The following is a 19,131-nucleotide window of genomic DNA, read 5'->3' as shown; positions in this document are numbered from 1 at the left end:
GAACCATGCGGGCATGCTTAATTCTATATATTTAGATATTCAAATATCCCTTCAAATGAGCCTTCAACTCCAAAACCTGAAGCTTTATGTCCTGCAAAAGGTGCTTTTGCATTTGCAGGTAACGGGTCGTTTAATCGATACCATACCAAAATCAAGCTTAGACGCTATCATTTTGTGCCACGGGGATATATTATTTGAATATACATATCCTTGCAAGCCATATTCGGTATTATTTGCATGTTCTATTACTTCATCCAAATCTTTGAATTTATAACAAGCCACTACCGGACCGAAGATTTCTATTCTAAAGATATCCATATTATCCAAACAGTCAATAATAATAGTAGGCTCAATAAAATTATCAACAGTTTTACCGCCGCAAATTAATTTAGCTCCTTTACTTTGTGCATCAGCGAGTAACTTTTGTATTTTTTCTATGGCAGCAGAATTAATTAACGGACCTACATCCGATTCCTTATCAAATTCGTCACCAGCTTTAAGCTTAGTAAATTTAGCCTTTAGAATTTCTATAAATTTTTCATATATAGATTCTTCTATAAATATTCTGTTAGGTGAAGTACAAGACTGTCCACTATTTCTAGTTTTAGCGATTACTAAATCACTTACTACTTTCTCTAAATTATTATCTGCCGTTATAATGAAAGGAGCATTGCCGCCAAGTTCCAAAGATAAACATTTTAGAGTATTTGTGGCATTTTGATATAGAATTTACCGACATTTGTAGCGCCGGTAAATGATAATTTCTGAAGTCTAAAATCTTCACAAAAAGCCTTACCTATAATATCTGAACTACCTGTAATTACATTAAATACTCCGGCAAGCAAACCGGCATCGCTTGCAAATTTCGCAAGTACTAAAGCTGATAGAGGCGTAAGACTTGACGGTTTTAATATAACGCTGCAACCCGCAGCTATTGCAGGTACTACCTTGCAAGCAATCATTGCATTTGGAAAATTCCAAGGAGTTATAGCAGCAGACGGTCCTACAAGCTCATATTGCGTAATAATTTTATGAGTGTTACTATTACCGGGTTTGATAGTCGAATGAATATTATGTATAGCATATGTATACCAATCAATAAAAGAGGCTCCATATAAAATTTCTTTTTTTTGATTCAGCAAGTACTTTACCCTGCTCTAGGGTTAATATATGACTTAACTCCTCAATATTTTCAATTACTAAATTATACCATCTTCTAAGAATTGCTATTCTCGCTTCAAATGCACTTCGTGACCATAAAGAAAAACTAGTCACCGTATTATTAATCGCTGAATTAATTTCAGATAATCCTAAATTCGGAACTGTAGCAATTTCTTTTAAGGTCGCAGGATTAATAACGGATATTTGCTTCCCGAACTCTATAAATTCACCGTTTATATAATTCTTTCCCGTAATGTTTTTAAGTAAGTTCATATATTTTTACCTGCATGGATACTAAAATCGTCATTGCGAGCGAACATTGGTGTTGTTGCATGGCTCGAGACAAGTGTTATAAACTTATCTTAAAATTATACGGCAATACTAGCAAGAAAAATATTTATAATGAATTATTTATACCAAAATCTTCACCACCCATTTGACTTTCTAATACATCATAAGAAATATTTGCCAAATTAGCATGTTTTATAATATTAATGATATCTTCAGGAGCTATTGCATTTAATATAAGATTCAATATTTCTTGAGGAAATTTATATCCAATGTCAGATAATATAGCAGAGTTTTCAGTTATATTATAATAAAGTCATACACCTAGCTTGTTTAAGTCTTCTAGCATATTTTCTCACAATACATTTGATACTTTATCTACCTTTATAGCCTCAGCTATTTTAACCCATAACTCAGAGGGACTTATTTCTTCTTTGCCAAAAGCTATTAAATTCTTGAATGGCTCTAAATAATTACCTTTAACTCCTTTAATATTTGCCCATGCATACTCAATAACCTCAGATGAAATATCAGAGTAATATTTTTTCTTAGGATTTATTAATTGTGACTCTCAAGAGATCACAGCTGAGAGAAATACTTTTTCTAAGTTATTAAATAATCGCCTTTATTAAGATTTATACTTGCTAACAGCCAATCATTTGAGTCATCTCCATTAAAAATCCAATTCTGATGAACATATTGAGTCCAAAGTCAAATTTTTAAATATATTAGTAGTCGTAGGCTTATCTGTAGCTAACCTAAGATCAGGAGCCTTTATCACTTGATCATATCTAACTCCGGTTATTTCTAGCTCTGTAAATTTTTCACTTTGGCTATTTGGATAAAAATGATTTAAGTAAAATTTAATTGCAGAATATATTAAAAATTTTTGTGAAAATGCGGCTTCTGCTAACTCTATTTCTAAATTAGCATTTTTCAATGCTTCTAAATTTTGTATGTTAAAACTACCTCATCCAACTAAAAATTTCATAAGTAATGGATATGTATCAATATTTTGTTTTTGTGGTGGTATACTTGTTCCAAGTCATTATATATTTGTACCTAATTAAATTAATACACAATGACTATAATAAGTATATGTTAATTTACAGCTAAAAAATCTAAATTATTTATTTAGAAATTTTTCAGCCTCAAGAGCCGCCATACAGCCTGTTCCTGCAGCAGTTACTGCTTGTCTATAAATTTTATCCTGAACGTCACCAGCAGCAAAAACACCTTCTACACTAGTTCTAGTAGTGCCTGACTTCGTGATGATATAATTATCGTCATCCATTACAATTTGTCCGGTAAATAGCCCCGTATTCGGTGCATGCCCAATAGCTATAAATACACCGCTACAATTCAATAAACTAATCTCTTTGGTGTGAACATTTTGAATTTTAACTCCAGTAACGGATTTTGGTTTATTGCTACCTACAATCTCATCTACTACATGATCCCAAATTACTGATATTTTAGAATTTTTAAATAATCGATCCTGTAATATTTTCTCAGCTCTAAAACTATCTCTTCTATGCACTATAGTGACTTTGTTAGCATGATTGGTTAAGTATAAAGCTTCTTCTACTGCACTATTTCCTCCCCCTACTACAACTATTTCTTGATTCTTAAAAAAGAAACCATCGCAAGTAGCACATGCCGAAACACCAAAACCACGAAATTTCTGCTCTGAAGCTATACCAAGCCATTTTGCTTCCGCACCGGTACAAATGATTATGCTCTCCGCGTCATATTCATTTCCTGCTCCTGTAAATACTTTAAAAGGTCTTTTTGATAAATCCACCTTTTCTACGTAATCACTAACAATTTCCGTACCGACATTTTTAGCCTGCATATACATCTGCTTCATAAGCCAAGGTCCTTGCACCGTTTCCGCAAATCCTGGATAGTTCTCAACACCGGTGGTAATTGTAAGCTGCCCACCTGGCTGCATACCATTTATTAATATTGGTTTTAAAGCAGCTCTAGCTGTATAAATAGCGGCACTTAAGCCCGCAGGTCCTGAACCTATTATTAGTACTTTAGTAGTAATTTTCATAATTATTATTTATTAATTTAAATGATGCCTATGTCATTCATGCGAAAGCAGGAATCCAGAAAAACATATAAAAAACAGTTTTTTTATATGTTTATTGTATGAAATATGTAATTTTTGTACTAAGGTTAAGGTTATTTTTCTGGATTCCCGTTTCCGCGGGAATGACATCCTGAACGTTCGTACAATACAAGATCATACAATCTAAGACTTCTTTTCTAACCAAGATTTGACATAGTTAATTTCTTCAGGGTTCATTAGAGAAGGAGCATGACCGGCATATTTTATTTCATAAAGATCAAAAATTTTTGTTTCTTTCATCTTTTTAAGAGTAGATTTTGTTAAAATTTGAGATTTCACCCCATGAATTACTAATATTCTACATTTTATTTTATTCCATACAGACCATAGTTTAATATCTTCCTGGTTACTAGCATTTTGCATTCCTTTTGTTATAGCAGGATCATAATTCATTTTATATTTTCCGCCGAATGTAGAAATGACACTATATTTTGTTAAATAATCCCAATCTTCTTCATCTTTAATACCGCTTTGTGCATAAATAAGTTTTAAATGTTCTTTTGCACTAGCCAAATCATCTAAGAGTATCGTTTTTTTAGCATAACCTCCAATTTTAATTAAAGGAGCAGCATCAATAAACGCCCCTATATCATTTAATATTAAGGCTTTAAAAATATTTTTATATTTACTGGCAAGTACCATACCTATAATACCGCCCATTGAAGTACCAAGCCAAATAGGATTTTTGATATTTAGCCTTTTTAAAAAAAATAACGTATCTTTAATATAAGTCGTATAGTTATAATGATTAGCTTTTTTAAAATTTTCGCTATCACCGCGACCGGGATAATTTATTGCAATTACTCTATAATTTTTACTCAACTCTTTAGCTATTTTATCAAAATCATGAGCATTTCTAGTTAAACCGTGAGCACATACTATTATATTTTTATTTTTAGGATCACCGAATTCTAAATAAGAAATTTTATGTTTCGGTATATATTGAAGAGGTAATAAATTAATATAGGGACCAATTTTTATTGAATTAATTTTCATATGAACCTATTAATACCAATTTAGAATAAATTGTAAAAAAAATCATTGTCATCATGTTATTAATTTAAGTCACTTAAAAATATACTGACCATGGTCGGCATATATATCACTACAAAAAGCAAAGATAAAAACACAGTAGCTGCAACTTTTTCAGGGTAAAATTTCTGTAAATTAGCTATAACTATAGTATTTGCTGCGAGTGGTGCCGTAGAAAGTAGTTTTAGGGCATTATAATAATCATTGTTATACCATTTTGTTACAAAATGATCAAACATGATAAATAACCCTACTCCCAAAGGATAGAATAGAAATTTAGCAGCAAAAGTAGCAAGAGTAAATTTGATATCGACTTCAAATTTTTGTAGAGACGAAAGAGCAAGACCCACCATCACCATACCGAGTATCGAAAAAGAGCCTTTCATATTATATATAAAATCATCTAAAAAATCCGGTAAAGTAAAACCGCAAAAACTAAATAAACATCCCAAGAAAAAAGCATTTAAAATTGGTAATTTTACTACTTTTAATATACTATCGGTGGTATTAGCAAAGCTCCTCATACAAATATAAAAGCCGACGGAACATTCGTAAATATTCACTCCTATAACAACCATCATGTAAATACTTAATGTATAATCATCAAAAAGTGCTGTAGCTATAGGCAACATAAAATACCCACCATTTGCCGTACCTGCAGATAAAGCTATAATATTACGTGTATGATCCTGCCAAAATTTACCAAAAAAATAATAAGAAAAGAGCGATAAGAGTGTTGCAATTACAAATGTTACAACCGTAATGCTTAATGCCGCAAGTGTTAAGGTTGTACTAGCAGGTATCATAAAAAATACTATAGGCGATATAAAATAGAATAGTAACGAAGAGATACTATCTCTTTCAACATTTGAATATTTACCTGCTAAAAATCCTATTACTACACTTAATAATACCGAAACGGTTTTAAAAAAAACTATACTAAAGATTATCATGTAATGAGCTAAAGATATAATTACTTATAATAATATGAGGTTTTATTTTTTTCACTAAATTTTGTAAAGATTTTTACTGCATCAGACCAAAATAAATTTCTAATTAAAACTTTATGTGATTTAAGGTATCTAATTTAATATGAAATTTTCATATTTATTGGTATTGCTCGCGTGGATTCATATGTCATTCCTGCTTTTGCAGGAATGACATAAGGAATAACACACGAAGCTACTTCGGAAATTATAGGCATATGTACATTATATTTTTTTATCAAATCCAAAACTAATTTTAATGCTTCTCTTCCCTCTACTAGCTCTTTATATTCCTGTAAAAATTTCTTTTTATCGCTACTAATTCCAAGTTCATAACCAAATTTTGTATTACGTGAACCTAACGAATAACAAGTAAGCACTAAATCGCCTACTACGCCCTCTAGTAAAATATCAGAATTTTTTTGCATACCACCTAACGCTTTCGACAAAATAGCAATTTCTTTTAAGGCAGCTACTATAAGCGTTGCTCTTGCATTTTCGCCCTGCTTTCTTGCTAAATCAATCCCGCTTTTAATAGCAAAAATATTTTTTAAAGCTCCTGCTACCTGTAATGTTACAATATCGCTTGACACATTAGTAGTAAAAATTTTTGAACTTAGGTTATAAGCTATTTTATTTGCTATATCTATATCTAAACTTGCAATACTTGCCGAAGCAGGTAAATTTTTAGCAAGTTCTTTTGCTAGATTCGGACCTACAACAAACGCTGTAGGACTATGCGGTAATAGAGTTTTTAACCTATCTGAAAATAATGCGGTAGGATTACGGGCAAAGCCTTTTGTTGCAATTAGAAGAGTATTGTCTTTAGAAATGCTGTGAGTTTTTAATAATTTTATTGAGTCATCAAAAGCGTAAGACGGCACTGCAATAATAATTAATTCAAAATCCTTAATTATATCTAAGTTTGTAGTAGCCTGTAAATGAGCAGGTAATTTAATATCCCCTAAATATTTTACATTAGTTTTGTTATGTAAAATTTCCTTTGCTATTGCCTCATCACGTAAAAATAAAGTAACGTTATTACAGTTTTGTGCTGCTAAAGAAGCAAGGCTAGTACCAAAACTCCCTCCCCCATAAACCGCAATATTTTTAAATTTGTTCATGTGCTTATTTTCTCTTTGTCACTTGCAGGTTTGTAGGTATCATTGCTTGGCTTGTTTATGTCATTCTCACGAAGGCGGGAATCCAGTAAAACCATATAAAAACAAGTTTTATATGGTTTTTTTATCAAATATGTAACTTCTGTATCAATAGCGAATTTCTCAAGCCATAAAACAATACCTACTCACAATAACAATTTCACTACTCCACAGCTTTTTCAAGATTTACTATTATAACGGGTGACTTATTAATTTCTTGTTTTAAGGTTTTACGGATTGTTCCTTTTATTGCCTCGATTACTTGTTCATCTGACAATGCTTTTTTAGCCTGTTTATTTTGAATGATCACAAGTTCTTTAATGTCGTTTTTAATGAGGTTAACTAATGCCATATCCTCTTTCGGATCAAGCAGCCCGGGCATAGACAGCATTGGGTTTGCAGCAAGCAGTCCTTTTTTATTAATGACTACTGATGCTACCACGATACCCGACTCACGCATACGTCTTCTAGCTTTGAAAATCGGAGATTCAACGGGCAACAAATAATTACCGTCAACAGCTAAATAACCGTTTTCAACCTTTGAAATTACTTTTGCATTATTAGGTTCAAGCAGTACTACACTACCATTTTCAACCTCTACTACCTGTTTTATGCCGTTTTTCTTAGCAAGCTTAACATGTTCATGAATATGTACAGGCTCGCCGTGAACAGGTATACAAATATTCGGTCTAATTAGAGAATACATTTTTTGTAGCTCGTCAATCGATGGATGTCCTGAAACATGTACAAAATGGTCTCGCTCGGTAATAACTTCTACACCGGCTTTAACAAATATATTAAATAGCCTGAATATTTTTTTTTCATTACCCGGAATAATTTTTGAAGAAAAAATCATTGTATCCTTAGGAACAAGCTTTATAGACGGATGAGAATTACTAGCCAGTTTTGCGGTAGCAGCCATAGGCTCACCTTGACAACCGGTAGCAATTACTAATAATTCTTCTCTTCTAAATCTGCTAACATCACGTTCACTAATTAGAGGAGCAATATCTTTCAAATAGCCGCTTTCCTGCGCAGCAAGCATCATACGGTGCAAACTTCTACCAGTTAAGACTACTTTTCTACCCGCAAGCCCTGCAGCATGAATTATTGTATCAAGCCGTGCTAAATTAGAGGCAAAGGTTGAAACTACTACCATTTGAGGACAACCGGCTATAATATCTACTAAACTTTTTCTAACATCCCCCTCAGAACCTGAGCTTCCTTTATTAAATACGTTAGTTGAATCACAAACAAGTGCAAGAACCCCTTCATCTCCGTAAGATTTTAAAAGCTCTTCATCGGCTTTTTTCCCAAGTATCGGATCGTTATCAAATTTCCAATCCCCCGTATGTAAAATATTACCTGCATCCGTACGGATCATAATTGCTTGCATTTCAGGAGCCGAGTGAGTCAGTGGCACCATCTCTAAGGAAAAAGGATCTAGATTTATTTTACTACCGGGTTTTACTTCATGAATTTTTATATTTTTAGCAAAATCATATTCATTTAAACGAATTTTGAGAAAATTTGCTGTAAAAGTAGTAATATAAATAGGACATTTAAGTCTATTCCATAAATATTGGACTCCACCTAAATGATCCTCGTGAGCATGAGTTAAAATCAGACCTACTATATCTTTTTTATATTTCTCGATAAAGCTGCTATCAGCAATTATCATATCAACACCGGGTAAATAATCATCGGCAAAACCGCTACCACAATCAATCATTAACCATTGACCTTGATAATGGTAAAGATTAAGATTCATACCTATTTCATTAGATCCCCCTAGCGGTACAAATAGCAGATCATTTTTATGATTTTTGATGTTGAATGATGACATAATTTAACTTAATATTTATTTTATTATTTTATTCTTATAACTTATTATTAGTTAGGCGTCTATATATTAAAAAAGAAATTCATATAATGAATATAAATAAAATAGCATTGATTTATAACCACAATTCCAAACATTTAGCTATTATAGAGGAAATAAAAAAACTCTATAATTATTGTAAAATAGAGGAAGCGGAGGTCATTATCGTAATAGGCGGGGATGGAGAATTACTACATAATATTCACCACTATATGCATCTTAATATACCTTTTTATGGAGTTAATTTAGGAAGCCTCGGCTTTTTAATGAATCCTTTAGATACCACAAAATTATTACAAAATATACACGAAAGTACGGTTTCTATCCTAAATCCTCTTCTTATGCAAGTCGCAGATACGAGCGGTCAAATATATACGGCACTTGCTATTAACGAAGTATCGATATTTCGTAAAACTAATCAAGCTGCTAAATTTAGAATAGAAGTAAACGGGATAGAGAGAATGAACGAATTAGTAGCAGACGGAGCTTTAGTTGCAACACCTGCTGGAAGTAGTGCTTATAATTTATCTGCCAGCGGTCCTATTTTACCGCTTGAGTCAAACATGTTATGCCTAACCCCTATCTGCTCGTTTAGACCGCGTAGATGGCACGGGGCTTTACTGCTTTCATCTGCTACGATTAAATTTGAAATACTTAATACAAATAAACGACCGGTAAATGCTACTGCCGACTTTCAGGAGTTTAATAATATCACAAATGTTACCATTAAATCTACTAAGGATAAGCCTGTCAAACTGCTCTTTAATAAAAACCATACGCTGGAAGATAGAATTATTAAAGAGCAATTCGGTGGGTAATTATTAAAAAATATTAATAATTTTTTGACTAAGAATTAAACTAATGTATGATGCCTTGTTAAAAATAACTATGCATCATATATGAAATCAAAAAAGTCTTCTATTAACTTTTCTGAAAATACCCATATTTTATGGTTACCACGTGAAGCTCCAATATTACCTTAAATACAGCTATAGAATTGTACTCAGCAATAGTTAAGGATTTTGATATAAAAAATAATTATTTAAGAACTATTGAAGAAATAAAAAATTCAAAATTAGCTTCAGAATTTACTAATTTAGCAATTAAGAAGATAAAAGAGGTAAAAACCCCAAAAAAGCTATTGGAATGTGTATTAAAAAATACAGTTACGAAGAACTTAAGAATCATGAGTTATTTAAAGATTATGAGATTAGTGAATATAATGCTTTAATTAATAAAAATTCTAAAGTAGAAATATTTTTTGAATACAAACCTAGCTCCAATTCTTCTAAACCTATCACTAAGATTATCAACAAATTTATCGCTAAGGAAAATATTTTTCGTTTAGCCGTAGTAGAAAAGAATATTGCATTAATGGAAGAAGTAGCTAAAGATATACTTAAATCAGCACCTATAGTTTTAAATTTACTTAAAACTCAAGGAGAATGGTATCAAAATATCTAAATATTATTATTTGTAAAACCTGAATTTCAACCTGATATTATTAAACAATTAGCAAATATAGAAGATTTTGCTATTCTAGGCTCTTTTTCTGAAATATTGCTTGCTACCAAAAAATATGATGCAATAATAACATTACCTGCACCACGACCAACGAATCTAGTAAACAATGAACAAAAACAGGAAAGTAAATTTATCTATTTTTGCCGTTATAATCTATCAGTAGCCTATAATAATACAGGAAAATTATCATTAGACGAAGAACAAGGATCGACCAAACGATAGTGCTTCATCAAGCTATAGCTTATTTAATATTTATTCACTTCACAAAAGGGCAACAGCAATAACAAGTTTAATCGAAAATGCTCCTACAGATATCAAAATTTTGATAGCAATGAGTTTTAATTTAGCTGAAATTGCTGAAGCTAAATTAAATCTAATTAACCAAGACAATTTATCTAAAGATAATCAAGAACAGTTTCGATGTTTTCAATATATTGCCAAATACAATCAATATTCTGCTGCTGAGAAAATTGTGCATGAAGAAAACCTAAAGGATGCGTGAATCGAAATTAGCAACTCTATTAGTGGTGTTATATTACTATCTACAACAGCCTTATATACCAAAGTAATATGAATTAGCTAAACAATTTATACAAAAAATACCTAAAAATAAAATAACTCCATATCTCAGTAATATCTTCCAGGCAATAGAATTTTTATTCAATCCTGAAGAATATATTAACCAAATTCATAGCGAAGCTCTTGTTAGCAACCTTAATTTTGCACAAGTACAAGCTATAGAAAAAATTAATAAGATTATCACTTGTTTAATCGCAATTAAGCAATACAACTTAGGGTTAAAGCAAGTTGAGGAAATTTTACAATATGATAATAAAAATCAGGAAGATATTGAGATTAGATACGAATCAATATGATAAATTTATAAATACCTTAAAGAAAGATATAATATATAGACAACAGGAGGATAACAGCGTTAAATTTATCGATAAAAAAGTAGTTAACATTAAAATTGATGGTGACCAGCGTTTATGCACAAATATATTACATTCAAACGAACAAGGTGAATTACTGATACATTTTGATCATCAAGGAAATCATAATGATGTAATAAAATTCGCCGGCGAACATCATCTAGAATTTCATCAAGATTCACTATAACTTTAATAAAATTATTAATTTTTACTCAAAAGGTTGGCGTAGGTTAATAGCGGCAGATACGGTACCCTCGTCTAAATAATCAAGTTCACCTCCGATAGGTATACCGCTAGCAAGGCGAGAAATTTTAGCAGGATGCTCTTTTAAATATTCTGTAATAAAATAAGCAGTAGTCTGACCTTCTAAAGTAGAATTAGTAGCAATAATAACTTCTTTAATATTTTCTGCAAAACATCTTGTAAGTAGTTCAGGTAACCGAAGTATGCTAGGGTTTTGTCTACTAGCTGCCGATAAATTATGACCGAGTACATGATATAAACCTTTAAAATTACCGCTACGCTCTATTGCCCATAATTCAGCCACAGTTTCGACAATAGCAATAATTGATTTATCTCTATATTCAGAAGAACAAATACGGCAAATATTTTCCGTATCCAGATTACCGCAAATCCCGCATTTTACTATTTTCTTCTCTATCTCTACAAGATTATTAATCAGGCTTTTTAACCTTACGTCTTTATCTTGCAATAGGTAAAGCGCTATACGCCTTGCCGATCTAATACCAAGACCGGGTAATTTTGAAAAAAGATAAATTAGCTGATCTATATCATTATCATTTGTTTCATTCATAAATATACTCGTTTAATTTGAAAAATGAGCTACATCGTATTATAAGCACTGCGGTACTCACCTATTAAGTGTATATGCTCCACTCCTCGCCTTATATACTCCTTGCTCTTTTCCAAATTAAACTTCGTCTATTACTTAGGAGTATATTTAAGACTTAATAACGACGGTTCCAGCTATTTTATCATGTAATGCTTGTTTTTTAGAAGAAAAAAGTATGAAAAAAATACCGATAGGAAAAGTCATATACCCTAAAAATCTTTTAATTAACTGCTTTAAGGTTGGACGATTTAATGTTACGGCATCTACGATTTTCATACGTAAAAACATTTTACTAAGCGTTGCACCTTTATAATACCAAAGCGTTATGAAATATGAGCCTATTACTAATATATTAGTAGCAAAAATTGAAATATTAAACAAAATATATTTATTAAAATTTCCTGCTTTAAGATATTCATAAAATTCCTGACTCATAACCGAGTTAAACATTTCATTGGGATTATGAAGATTAATGTTATTGCTAAGGAAATAATCATTAAAGAACAACCATAATAAATTAAAAGAACAAAATTGTGATATTGGGATTGCTATGAAGGCAAATACTGATAAATCAAGTGCCGTAGAAAAAATTCGTGCTATAAAATCAGGATAAATAATTTGCTTTTTCATTGCCAGTTACTTTATTTTGGTGTTAGATAGTAAGGGTTATGACAATCTCAGGATTTTGGCATGAGATTGCTTCGTCAAAACTTACAGTTTTTCCTTGCAATGACGATTAATACCCCTAATCAAAATTCAATATATTACATTCATGAATCAATTTAAAGCATATAGTTTATTATTTGTTGATAGTTTTGTCTCAAATCTTATTATAGGTTTTCAGAATGAATTAATATTTCATTCTATGAAAATGTTCGGAGGCTATAATAGTTTAATAATGCTGTTAGTAGCTATTTGTGCTTCTCTTAGCGGTCATACAATCAATTATATTTTTGGAAAAATAGTTTTACATATCTTTTATGCTTCCAAAAATACACAAAATATTTTAAGACATAAAAATTTAACAAAACTATATTATAAATATGAGATATTTATAATTTTCTTAATGGCATTTTCTTTTTGGGGAAGCTGTATTTCTTTATTCTCCGGTTTTTTTAAAACAAAATTTCTAAAATTTTTAGGTATTGGTTGTTTGGCAAAAGCATGCTATTATGCCTTAGAATTGTATATATTTTTTTAACGCATGAAAAAATTAACCAAAACTCATTCTCATAGACAACAAAAATTAGCAAGCATTATAAATGAAGCATTAATAGAAATTCTAAGGCGTGGCAAAATGCTGGATAGCAGACTTTTTGATTGTCCTCTCACTATTACGAAAGTTATAGTTACTACTGATCTCAAAATAGCTAATTGTTATTTCTTGCCTTTTAACACTAAACTAACAATAGATGAAATTATGGATGCATTAAATAATTCTAAAAATGCTATCAGAAATTTTATTACTAATAAAATAAATATGAAATTCTCGCCTGATATAAGATTTCATTACGATCACGGATTTGATAATGCTATAAAAGTGGCACACTTATTAAAAGATCTCTGAATATAAGAATCTAATAATTTATTAAAAAATTATTATTAATAAATTGTTTTAATATTTAGGTTATTGTATCATGCCATATTTTAATCAGTAATGTTATAACTTAAATATGGTATAACAAAATAGATAACTTAAAAGAAATAAAAGGATTAACAGGTTTACGCGGGTATACTGCATTATGGGTATTCTTCTTAATACGCCACATATAATTTGGCCAGATAACTCAATTGGAATGAATATAGCAAGACTTGGCAGTCTTGGGATTGTAATATTTTTTGTGTTATCCGGCTTTATTTTATGTTATGTATATAATACTAGATTTTATACGCATACCGTTAGTTATAAAAGTTTTTTATTTGCACGTATTGCCAGAGTTTATCCCTTACATTTATTTATGCTTTTATAATGTGTTCCTTATTCAAGCATGGGGGTTCACGGATTTAGTATCTTGGAATCAACCTTCATGTGCAATAGTACGGCAATGTTTGCATATTAATTATTTCCTTTTTTAATATCATTGATGCAAAGATTATCAATAATTAAGTTATTGATAATCTTGTTATTTATATCTTATGGGATAATTTCTGCTCCTTATGCTTTTTCAATGGCTGCAGCCCCATATTAGTAACGAAAGAGTACAATTTGCTTACGGTAAAAGCTTAATCATGTTTTTAGGTGTATTTATTTTTGGTTGTATAACATTTTTTATTACAAAATATATAAAATCTTTGAAACTTAATTATATTATTTATAATATTATTACATTTGTAGGAATTGCTGTTTTTGCTTATATTTTTATTATAATTAATGCAGAAACACTGTGGTGGCTTGCAGTTGGCTCATCCTTAATAATTATTGGAAAATCTAATGATTCAGGATTAAGTAAACTTATTTACGGTAATCCAATAACATATTTTCTAGATCAAATTTCATATGCTTTATACCTTTCTGTTTTAACTACAGAATTTTTTGTAGCATATTACTGGATTTATCCAACTCCTTTATGGCTTAAATTTGCTAATTTGATTACAATAGCTACTATTTTGCATTATATAATTGAATTACCAGCTCGCCAGTTCATTCGTCAATTAAAAGTGAATAGATACATAGGTGCTAGGGGATAAACGTAATCATTGAAAACAATAATTACCCGTTATACTAAAAACGCTTAAAAATTAAGCTTTAGTATAACAGCCCCTAGCATAAATGGACTAAAGGCTATAAATAAATGTTTTGCAATGATGGAGTTTAAACATCATTTACAAAACGATAAATATCATAATAATTAAAATAATCAAGATATTTTAGTTATTTTTTAAATTTTAAGTATAACTCAAATAAAAATAAATCCTTATTTTTATTAAATAACTTTAAAAGATTATTTTTTTATATTAAAATATAAAAATAATCTTTTAATAAAAATAAATAGAAAATGTCTCCTCAAATAATAGAGTTATTAATTTTTGCCGTTATTGCCTTTTACATTATCAACAAATTAATTACGACTCTCGGTTCTACTTCAGAAGAGGAACAGACAAAGCAAAAATCTTATTTTGGCGAACCGGTTATTAAGGACGTAACTTACAGTATAGTTAAATCTAATAAAGAAGAAAAAAATATTCCAACAGCTCAAGATATTAAAACTTTTAAAGATATAATAGTAGAACATAATATAACTGCGGTCGTAGATGGAATGGAACAAGTCCATAAACGCCTTTACTCCTTTGATCCGGTTAAATTCATAAATAATGCTAAAACTGCTTTTCAAATGATTATAGAAGCTGCTTATAAAAAAGATGTTAAAGAATTATCTGAGCTGATAGATAAAAGATACTTGGAAGAATTTGAAAAAATAACACCGTCCTATGGTAATTTTTTTGACTCATCGGCTTTAAGTGCAAAATATTCAGAAATTTACATGTTCGGTAATAACATATTTATTAAATTACTATTTCAAGGTAAAAATGTAGTTGACAAAATCGACGATTTAAAAGAAGAATGGACATTTACACGTAATGCTAATACCAAAGAAGTTGATTGGTTTTTAAGCAATATTGAGAGAGTGTAGCAATTATATTTTATGACCTGAATGTCATTGCCGCGGAAGTGGAAATTACATCAAAAGACTATAAAACTAAATAACAAACTATTAGTAATGAGTAAAATTTTCTATATTATAGGCACTATATTAATAATAAGTGTCAGTATTTTTATGTTTCAAACGATAACGGATAACAATCAAATAATCCCCAGAAAAGTTTTATTCGGTAACCCTGATAAAGCAAGGGTTTCTCTAACCCACGACGGCAAATATATTCTATATGTTGCACCGAAAGACGATGTATTAAACATTTGGCTAGCACCCTCAGATGATATTAGTAAAGCAGAAGCCATAACCCATGACAAAGGACGCGGTATTTGGTCTTATGCTAAAGCTTATAATAATAAAAATATTTTATATACCCAAGATTTTAACGGTGATGAAAATGACCGAATTTATAGCTATAACATAGAGACAAAAGAGACAAAATTACTTACTCCTGCAAAAGGAGTTAAAGCCAAAATAGCCGGAGCAAGTCATAAGAAGCCAAATGAGATATTAATATATTTAAATGAGCGTAATCCTGAATATTTTGATATTTACAAATTAAATCTAGATACTCTAGAAAAAGAACTGATTTATAAAAATGATAGATTTACTGATTATGTAACTGATGCAAATTTAAATTTAAGATTCGGTAGCTTACTGGATAAAGACGGAGCTGTTGAATATTATGAATTAAAAGACGGAGAACCAAAGTTATTTACTAAGATATCAATGGAAGATTCTTTTAACACTGCCATACTTGGTTTTGATGCTAGCGGTGAAACTTTATATATGCTAGAGGGACGTAATCGTAATACCTCCGCACTTAAAGCTATAACACTAGCTACAGGTAGTGAAGAAATATTAGCCGAAGATGCAAAAGCCGATATCGGCTTATTTACAGTTCATCCCACAAAGCAAACTCCGCAAGCAGTATATATAGATTATGATAGAGTCTCATATAAAATATTAGATAAAGATATTGAAGATGATATTAAATATTTGCAATCTATTGATCGCGGTGATTTAATTATTAATAGTAGGACGCTAGACGATAAAACTTGGATCGTTGCTTATATGGCTGATAATACACCGGTGAAATATTATAAATATGATAGGACAAATAAAAAAGCTGAGTTTTTATTTACTAATCGCAAAGAACTTGAGCAATATAATCTTGCTAAGATGATACCGATAATTATCAAGTCACGTGACGGGCTTGATTTAGTTAGCTATATCACTTTTCCAAATGATGTAAAGCTCAATAAAAATAATATACCCGATAGAAAAGTACCTCTAATTTTAAATGTCCACGGCGGTCCGTGGGTACGTGATAGCTGGGGATACAATCCTGAGCATCAGTGGCTTGCAAATCGTGGTTACGCAGTTTTAAGTATAAATTACCGTGGTTCTACCGGTTTTGGGAAAGATTTCTTAAACGCCGGTAATTTAGAATATGCCGGTAAAATGCACACCGATTTAATTGATGGTGTTAACTGGGCTATTAAGAATAATATAGTTGATTCTGACAAAGTTTGTATTATGGGTGGAAGCTATGGAGGTTATGCAACGCTTGTAGGTCTTACCATGACGCCTGACGTATTTGCTTGCGGTATTGACGTTGTCGGTATGTCTAATTTATTAACTCATGTGCAATCTAAAGCTCCTTATATTACACCATTGTTAAGTATATATAAAACACGTATAGGACCTTGGGATACTGAAGAAGAAAAAGAATTTTTAAGACAAAGATCACCGATTAATTTTGTTGATAATATCAAAAAGCCTTTATTTATAGCACAAGGTGTTCACGATGTGAGAGTCGTGCAGGCAGAATCAGAACAGATTGTAAACAGCATGCAAGCAAAGCATATACCGATAGTTTATGCACTTTACAAAGATGAAGGTCATGGATTTGCAAAAGCCGGTAATAGAATCTCATATTACGCTCTTGCCGAGCAGTTTTTAGCTAAGGTTTTAAAAGGAAGAGCGGAACATATAGGAGATGACTTAAAGAATGCTAATCTCATTCTGAATGATAAAGAAAAAATTAGCGGTACAGAGGCAGAAAAGATTATAGATACGGCAGTTGGGAATTAAGAAGAAACTGTCATACCATGACGCGGTGTCACCCCGTGGCTTGCCCATGGGATCTAGTTAAAAATACTAATAATTTTAGTATTTTTTATTGTTTTTTAGACTCCTGCTTTTGCAGGCAAATGACACAGAAGAGCAACAATGATATTAAGTAAATTTGAGTACTATCATGCTACTTACAAATACTGAAAATTCTTACTGCTTAATTGCATAACTTTTTCACTGGATCATGAGCATTATAGTTATAGTAATGCTCATTGTCGGTGTCTTAATGGATAATTTCTTAGAACTTCTTTTAAAAGGGCAATTATACGGGATACATGAAGCAACCAGTATAGTTGTTTTATCTTTAGTAATAATAAGGCTTTTATGGAAATTCTATAATGCTAATGTTTTGCTACCGGAATATATGCCGAATTGGCACAAAAAGCCACTAATATTAATATAAATTTGCTATAACTTTTTAATGTTATTAATGCCGATAAGCGGCTTTCTAATAACTATCGTATCAAACCATCATATTGATTTTTATGGTTTGTTTACTATAAATTCTTTTGCTCCAGATTTACAATTTGCCAAAATCTTTAAAAAAATCTATAAAAAGGCTGCTTATTTACTGCTTTAATTATTTTGATATACTAGCTGCATTATATCATCACTTTATTAGGAAAGATAACGTATTAAAAGGATATTAAATGAATAACCTCATTATAAACTTATTGACATATAATAAATTGTGTTTTATATACAAAGTAAGATCAGATCACTTACTATATTAGTATTATGAGTAAAAGTGCCAGAGTAGTAATCTCATCGAAAGGACAGGTAGTTATACCTCAATATATAAGAAATAAACTTGGTTTACATTCAGGCTCTGAGTTAATAATTAACTACAAAAAAAATGAAACATTAGAATTGCTTCCTATAAAAAAAGATATCTATAGCTTTTTTGGTAAAGGTAAACATAAAGCTAAAAACGGTCCGGTGGATGTAGATGAAGCTATTAGTATTGCGGTTATCGAAAATGATAGGAATTGACACTAATGTCTTAACTCGTACTTTTCTTGAAGATGATGAAATACAAGGTAAAGCAGCTCAAAGTTTCTTAAAACATAACATCACTAATAAGATTTTTATTGCATCATATACATTACTTGAATTTGTATGGGTGCTAAAAGTAAATGAATTTACTCGCCAGGAAATTTATGAAGCAGTAATTAATCTTATTGATAATTCCAGCTTTATCATTGGGCATCAAGACATATATCAGCTACTGAGCAATATATTAAAGGTAAAGCAGACTTTGCCGATTATATGATTATTGCAGAAGGAGAAGTCAATAGTGCTAATAAGTTTAGCATTTTTGATAAAGACATAGTAAGAGAAGTTAAAAATGCATCTTATCCATAAAAATTAATAGCACTTTATA

The 19,131-nt window shown here is 30.8% G+C and carries 22 protein-coding genes and 3 pseudogenes; 14 read left to right on the top strand and 11 right to left on the bottom strand.

Annotation, left to right across the window (positions count from 1 at the left end):
- Positions 1 to 23: 23 nt before the first annotated feature.
- From BG75_RS03660 to BG75_RS03630, 8 genes and pseudogenes are all read right to left on the bottom strand, one after another.
- A pseudogene (locus BG75_RS03660) lies at positions 24 to 1,434 on the bottom strand (NAD-dependent succinate-semialdehyde dehydrogenase).
- Between the two features lie 124 nt (positions 1,435 to 1,558).
- Entirely contained in the window at positions 1,559 to 1,696 is a 138-nt protein-coding gene (locus tag BG75_RS08250) for a hypothetical protein (protein ID WP_012262387.1), read from the bottom strand.
- Between the two features lie 397 nt (positions 1,697 to 2,093).
- A pseudogene (locus tag BG75_RS03655) lies at positions 2,094 to 2,389 on the bottom strand (hypothetical protein).
- 186 nt (positions 2,390 to 2,575) lie between these two features.
- Positions 2,576 to 3,508, bottom strand: a complete 933-nt coding sequence (gene trxB / locus BG75_RS03650; RefSeq protein ID WP_062811480.1) for a thioredoxin-disulfide reductase — start codon at positions 3,506 to 3,508, stop codon at positions 2,576 to 2,578.
- A gap of 201 nt (positions 3,509 to 3,709) precedes the next feature.
- Positions 3,710 to 4,582, bottom strand: coding sequence for an alpha/beta fold hydrolase (locus tag BG75_RS03645; protein WP_062811479.1), 873 nt, complete (start codon positions 4,580 to 4,582; stop codon positions 3,710 to 3,712).
- Positions 4,583 to 4,641: 59 nt separating this feature from the next.
- Positions 4,642 to 5,571 (bottom strand): AEC family transporter, encoded by a 930-nt coding sequence (locus BG75_RS03640; RefSeq protein WP_062811478.1) that lies wholly within the window; start codon positions 5,569 to 5,571, stop codon positions 4,642 to 4,644.
- Between the two features lie 134 nt (positions 5,572 to 5,705).
- Complete coding sequence (locus tag BG75_RS03635; RefSeq protein ID WP_062811477.1) at positions 5,706 to 6,728, bottom strand: NAD(P)H-dependent glycerol-3-phosphate dehydrogenase; 1,023 nt, start codon at positions 6,726 to 6,728, stop codon at positions 5,706 to 5,708.
- 199 nt (positions 6,729 to 6,927) lie between these two features.
- Complete coding sequence (locus BG75_RS03630; protein WP_062811476.1) at positions 6,928 to 8,610, bottom strand: ribonuclease J; 1,683 nt, start codon at positions 8,608 to 8,610, stop codon at positions 6,928 to 6,930.
- A gap of 86 nt (positions 8,611 to 8,696) precedes the next feature.
- Here BG75_RS03630 and BG75_RS03625 point away from each other — a divergent pair, with 86 nt between their 5' ends.
- Positions 8,697 to 9,464 carry an NAD kinase gene (locus tag BG75_RS03625; protein ID WP_062811475.1) on the top strand — a complete coding sequence of 256 codons (768 nt, stop codon included), beginning with the start codon at positions 8,697 to 8,699 and terminating at the stop codon, positions 9,462 to 9,464.
- Between the two features lie 328 nt (positions 9,465 to 9,792).
- The gene (locus BG75_RS09790; RefSeq protein WP_252903630.1) at positions 9,793 to 10,110 is read left to right on the top strand and encodes a hypothetical protein; all 318 of its coding nucleotides are present in this window, start codon (positions 9,793 to 9,795) and stop codon (positions 10,108 to 10,110) included.
- 26 nt (positions 10,111 to 10,136) lie between these two features.
- Here BG75_RS09790 and BG75_RS08980 read toward each other — a convergent pair whose 3' ends face one another.
- On the bottom strand, positions 10,137 to 10,277 hold the full coding sequence (locus BG75_RS08980; protein ID WP_217284876.1) for a hypothetical protein: 141 nt from the start codon (positions 10,275 to 10,277) through the stop codon (positions 10,137 to 10,139).
- Between the two features lie 224 nt (positions 10,278 to 10,501).
- Between BG75_RS08980 and BG75_RS08700 the strand changes: the two genes are divergently transcribed.
- Positions 10,502 to 10,672, top strand: coding sequence for a hypothetical protein (locus BG75_RS08700; RefSeq protein WP_196242476.1), 171 nt, complete (start codon positions 10,502 to 10,504; stop codon positions 10,670 to 10,672).
- 323 nt (positions 10,673 to 10,995) lie between these two features.
- Positions 10,996 to 11,289 (top strand): hypothetical protein, encoded by a 294-nt coding sequence (locus tag BG75_RS03615; RefSeq protein WP_062811474.1) that lies wholly within the window; start codon positions 10,996 to 10,998, stop codon positions 11,287 to 11,289.
- A 21-nt stretch (positions 11,290 to 11,310) separates the two neighbouring features.
- On the opposite strand, the gene recR is transcribed toward BG75_RS03615, so the two are convergent.
- Together recR and BG75_RS03605 are read right to left on the bottom strand one after the other, a co-directional pair.
- Positions 11,311 to 11,916, bottom strand: a complete 606-nt coding sequence (gene recR, locus BG75_RS03610; RefSeq protein ID WP_062811473.1) for a recombination mediator RecR — start codon at positions 11,914 to 11,916, stop codon at positions 11,311 to 11,313.
- Between the two features lie 147 nt (positions 11,917 to 12,063).
- On the bottom strand, positions 12,064 to 12,585 hold the full coding sequence (locus BG75_RS03605) for an RDD family protein (RefSeq protein ID WP_004995736.1): 522 nt from the start codon (positions 12,583 to 12,585) through the stop codon (positions 12,064 to 12,066).
- A gap of 142 nt (positions 12,586 to 12,727) precedes the next feature.
- Between BG75_RS03605 and BG75_RS03600 the strand changes: the two genes are divergently transcribed.
- From BG75_RS03600 to BG75_RS03555, 10 genes and pseudogenes are all read left to right on the top strand, one after another.
- On the top strand, positions 12,728 to 13,156 hold the full coding sequence (locus tag BG75_RS03600) for a YqaA family protein (protein ID WP_062811472.1): 429 nt from the start codon (positions 12,728 to 12,730) through the stop codon (positions 13,154 to 13,156).
- A 3-nt stretch (positions 13,157 to 13,159) separates the two neighbouring features.
- A complete protein-coding gene (gene rbfA, locus BG75_RS03595; protein WP_012736396.1) occupies positions 13,160 to 13,522 on the top strand; it encodes a 30S ribosome-binding factor RbfA in 363 nt (120 codons plus the stop codon).
- Between the two features lie 175 nt (positions 13,523 to 13,697).
- A complete protein-coding gene (locus BG75_RS10595; protein ID WP_062811471.1) occupies positions 13,698 to 13,925 on the top strand; it encodes a hypothetical protein in 228 nt (75 codons plus the stop codon).
- 187 nt (positions 13,926 to 14,112) lie between these two features.
- Positions 14,113 to 14,643 carry a hypothetical protein gene (locus BG75_RS03585; RefSeq protein WP_062811470.1) on the top strand — a complete coding sequence of 177 codons (531 nt, stop codon included), beginning with the start codon at positions 14,113 to 14,115 and terminating at the stop codon, positions 14,641 to 14,643.
- A gap of 308 nt (positions 14,644 to 14,951) precedes the next feature.
- Entirely contained in the window at positions 14,952 to 15,587 is a 636-nt protein-coding gene (locus BG75_RS03580; RefSeq protein ID WP_062811469.1) for a Tim44 domain-containing protein, read from the top strand.
- An 87-nt stretch (positions 15,588 to 15,674) separates the two neighbouring features.
- Positions 15,675 to 17,705 carry a S9 family peptidase gene (locus BG75_RS03575; protein WP_062811468.1) on the top strand — a complete coding sequence of 677 codons (2,031 nt, stop codon included), beginning with the start codon at positions 15,675 to 15,677 and terminating at the stop codon, positions 17,703 to 17,705.
- A 226-nt stretch (positions 17,706 to 17,931) separates the two neighbouring features.
- On the top strand, positions 17,932 to 18,150 hold the full coding sequence (locus BG75_RS03570; protein WP_252903629.1) for a cytochrome b: 219 nt from the start codon (positions 17,932 to 17,934) through the stop codon (positions 18,148 to 18,150).
- An 18-nt stretch (positions 18,151 to 18,168) separates the two neighbouring features.
- The gene (locus BG75_RS09785; RefSeq protein WP_252903628.1) at positions 18,169 to 18,327 is read left to right on the top strand and encodes a cytochrome B; all 159 of its coding nucleotides are present in this window, start codon (positions 18,169 to 18,171) and stop codon (positions 18,325 to 18,327) included.
- A 158-nt stretch (positions 18,328 to 18,485) separates the two neighbouring features.
- On the top strand, positions 18,486 to 18,740 hold the full coding sequence (locus BG75_RS03560; protein ID WP_014364695.1) for an AbrB/MazE/SpoVT family DNA-binding domain-containing protein: 255 nt from the start codon (positions 18,486 to 18,488) through the stop codon (positions 18,738 to 18,740).
- Positions 18,727 to 19,112 (top strand): annotated as a pseudogene (locus BG75_RS03555) (PIN domain-containing protein). The gene BG75_RS03560 and the pseudogene BG75_RS03555 overlap by 14 nt, the downstream one beginning before the upstream one ends.
- Positions 19,113 to 19,131: the final 19 nt, after the last annotated feature.

This window comes from Rickettsia endosymbiont of Proechinophthirus fluctus (assembly GCF_001602635.1).
Lineage (GTDB): Bacteria > Pseudomonadota > Alphaproteobacteria > Rickettsiales > Rickettsiaceae > Rickettsia > Rickettsia rickettsii.
Note: the sequence above shows the minus strand (reverse complement) of the source record. Positions and strands in the feature narration are given on the sequence as shown.

Excerpts from the sequence above, each read along its gene's own strand:
- trxB (WP_062811480.1), bottom strand. The coding sequence starts at position 3,508 with ATGAAAATTACTACTAAAGTACTAATAATAGGTTCAGGACCTGCGGGC.
- BG75_RS03645 (WP_062811479.1), bottom strand. The coding sequence starts at position 4,582 with ATGAAAATTAATTCAATAAAAATTGGTCCCTATATTAATTTATTACCT.
- BG75_RS03640 (WP_062811478.1), bottom strand. The coding sequence starts at position 5,571 with ATGATAATCTTTAGTATAGTTTTTTTTAAAACCGTTTCGGTATTATTA.
- BG75_RS03635 (WP_062811477.1), bottom strand. The coding sequence starts at position 6,728 with ATGAACAAATTTAAAAATATTGCGGTTTATGGGGGAGGGAGTTTTGGT.
- BG75_RS03630 (WP_062811476.1), bottom strand. The coding sequence starts at position 8,610 with ATGTCATCATTCAACATCAAAAATCATAAAAATGATCTGCTATTTGTA.
- BG75_RS03625 (WP_062811475.1), top strand. The coding sequence starts at position 8,697 with ATGAATATAAATAAAATAGCATTGATTTATAACCACAATTCCAAACAT.
- BG75_RS09790 (WP_252903630.1), top strand. The coding sequence starts at position 9,793 with ATGTGTATTAAAAAATACAGTTACGAAGAACTTAAGAATCATGAGTTA.
- BG75_RS08700 (WP_196242476.1), top strand. The coding sequence starts at position 10,502 with ATGAGTTTTAATTTAGCTGAAATTGCTGAAGCTAAATTAAATCTAATT.
- BG75_RS03615 (WP_062811474.1), top strand. The coding sequence starts at position 10,996 with ATGATAATAAAAATCAGGAAGATATTGAGATTAGATACGAATCAATAT.
- recR (WP_062811473.1), bottom strand. The coding sequence starts at position 11,916 with ATGAATGAAACAAATGATAATGATATAGATCAGCTAATTTATCTTTTT.
- BG75_RS03605 (WP_004995736.1), bottom strand. The coding sequence starts at position 12,585 with ATGAAAAAGCAAATTATTTATCCTGATTTTATAGCACGAATTTTTTCT.
- BG75_RS03600 (WP_062811472.1), top strand. The coding sequence starts at position 12,728 with ATGAATCAATTTAAAGCATATAGTTTATTATTTGTTGATAGTTTTGTC.
- rbfA (WP_012736396.1), top strand. The coding sequence starts at position 13,160 with ATGAAAAAATTAACCAAAACTCATTCTCATAGACAACAAAAATTAGCA.
- BG75_RS10595 (WP_062811471.1), top strand. The coding sequence starts at position 13,698 with ATGGGTATTCTTCTTAATACGCCACATATAATTTGGCCAGATAACTCA.
- BG75_RS03585 (WP_062811470.1), top strand. The coding sequence starts at position 14,113 with ATGCTTTTTCAATGGCTGCAGCCCCATATTAGTAACGAAAGAGTACAA.
- BG75_RS03580 (WP_062811469.1), top strand. The coding sequence starts at position 14,952 with ATGTCTCCTCAAATAATAGAGTTATTAATTTTTGCCGTTATTGCCTTT.
- BG75_RS03575 (WP_062811468.1), top strand. The coding sequence starts at position 15,675 with ATGAGTAAAATTTTCTATATTATAGGCACTATATTAATAATAAGTGTC.
- BG75_RS03570 (WP_252903629.1), top strand. The coding sequence starts at position 17,932 with ATGAGCATTATAGTTATAGTAATGCTCATTGTCGGTGTCTTAATGGAT.
- BG75_RS09785 (WP_252903628.1), top strand. The coding sequence starts at position 18,169 with ATGTTATTAATGCCGATAAGCGGCTTTCTAATAACTATCGTATCAAAC.
- BG75_RS03560 (WP_014364695.1), top strand. The coding sequence starts at position 18,486 with ATGAGTAAAAGTGCCAGAGTAGTAATCTCATCGAAAGGACAGGTAGTT.